1 protein-coding gene is annotated in these 1,806 nt (G+C 64.3%); it reads right to left on the reverse strand.

What is annotated here, in order from left to right:
• Window positions 1-94: 94 nt before the first annotated feature.
• Window positions 95-1,564, reverse strand: a complete 1,470-nt coding sequence (locus FNH05_RS36895) for a recombinase family protein (protein WP_246128162.1) — start codon at window positions 1,562-1,564, stop codon at window positions 95-97.
• Window positions 1,565-1,806 lie beyond the last annotated feature (242 nt).

Below are 1,806 nucleotides of genomic sequence, written 5' to 3' on the forward strand. Positions count from 1 at the left end.
GCGGCTCCGACCGCCCAAACCGGCCCGCGATCCGCGCATGCAACTCATCCAACTGGCCCACGACAAGATCCAACACCACACACACCATGATCCACTACAGATCAAGCAAGTGCCGTTGCAGTACTAGAAGTGCCTTGATCTGGTTGTGGCTGCCGCTGGTGATGATCTCCGTGATGCGGTCGGCCACCGCCGTCAGGGTAGCGGGCTCGGGGGCTGTGGGCTCGTCGTCGAGGGCGAGGGTGAGTTCGTCGTGGCGGATGTGTAGTTGTTTGGTTTTGGTGCGTAGTTCGGCGAGCCGGTTGGCGACGAGGTCTTCGTCCATCGTGCCGCGCTCGAACGCGGCCAGGTAGCGGTCGATGGCCTGGCTGGTCTTGGTGATCTCGTTGTCGACGGTGGCGAGTTCGGCGTGCCGGTCGGCGTGTGCGGCGCGGTGCTGGGCTTGTCCTGCGGTGATGGCGTCGTGGATCAGGTCGTGGCGGGTGCGGTAGAAGGTGGCGAGCGCGTCGAGGATTGCGACGTCGACTTCATCGGCGTTGAGGCGTTTGAAGTCGCATTTGCTGGCGTCGTAGCGGGCGAGGTTCCAGCAGGTGTAGTAGCGGTAGGTCTTGTTCCGCCCGGTCGCCCGTGTGCCGATCATGGCCTTGCCGCATTTCGGGCAGCGAAGCCGCCCGGTGAGTACGTAGTCGGAGCTGGATGCGGCGCGGTGGGCGTGGGACTCGCCCCGCGCGTCCAGGATGTCTTGCGCCTGCTCCCATAGTTTCGGGTCGATGATCGCGTCGTGGGTGTCGGTGACGGTGTTCTCCCGGAAGGTCAACTCGCCGAGGTAGACGCGGTTGTTCAGTGCGCGGATGACTTGGTAGCCGGACCACGTGCCGCCGGAGCTGGTGCGGTGTCCTCGGTTGTTGAGGACTTTGGCGATGGCGCGGGAGCCGAGCCGGTTACGGGTGTAGAGGTCGAAGATCAGCCGCACGATGGCTGCCTCGTGCTCGTCGACGATCAGCGTGTGGGTGGTCTTGTCGACTTGGTAGCCGAAGGGACGTTTGCCGCCCTTCCACTTTCCCTTGGCGGCCTTGCGTTCCATTCCGGCGATGACGCGGTCGATGATGGTGTCGCGTTCGAACTGGGCGAACATGCCCAGCATCTGTACCAGCATCCGGCCCATCGGGGTGGAGGTGTCGAACGGCTCGGTCGCGGACCGGAACACGACCCCGGCGGAGTCGAGTTCGTCGAGCAGCATCACCATGTCGCGCAGGTTCCGGGAGAACCGGTCCACCCGGTACACCAGCAGCACGTCGATCAACCCGGCTCGCGCGGCGGCCATCGCCTTGCCCAGGCCGTCGCGTTTCGTGCTGGCGCCGGAGGCGTCGTCGGGGAACCGCGCGACGAGCCGCCAGCCGGGCTGGGAGCCTATGTAGGCGTCGAGTCGGGTGTCCTGGGCTTCGATCGAGTAGGGCTGGTGCTCGTCGTCGGTGGAGCGCCGTACGTAGATCCCCACTCGGACGTCGTCGCCGAGTGTGGTCATGGCAGCTTTCTTGGTGCGCTGCGCGGTCGCGGATCGCGCCATTGTGCGGCTCCCTTATATCGCCTTCCTGGCGACCCGGTGGTAGCCCGTTTCTGGGCTACCACCGGGTCGCCAGATCACCGGTTATTTGATATGAAAATGCAGCTCACGGGCGGTAGGTGTTCGGCTCCCATTATCCCTCGTCGGCGGCGGAATGGGAAGCGAAATACCCCGTTTACGCGGCTTCTTCGTGTGACTTGTTCGCGTTTTCTTGGTTGCATTGCCATTGCGTGATGAGTGTGGCC

Origin of the sequence: Amycolatopsis rhizosphaerae (assembly GCF_007713715.1) — a bacterium.
GTDB classification, from domain to species: domain Bacteria; phylum Actinomycetota; class Actinomycetes; order Mycobacteriales; family Pseudonocardiaceae; genus Amycolatopsis_E; species Amycolatopsis_E rhizosphaerae.

What these genes read in the sequence shown, in the direction of transcription:
- FNH05_RS36895 (WP_246128162.1), bottom strand. Translation starts at nt 1,564, where the DNA reads ATGGCGCGATCCGCGACCGCGCAGCGCACCAAGAAAGCTGCCATGACC.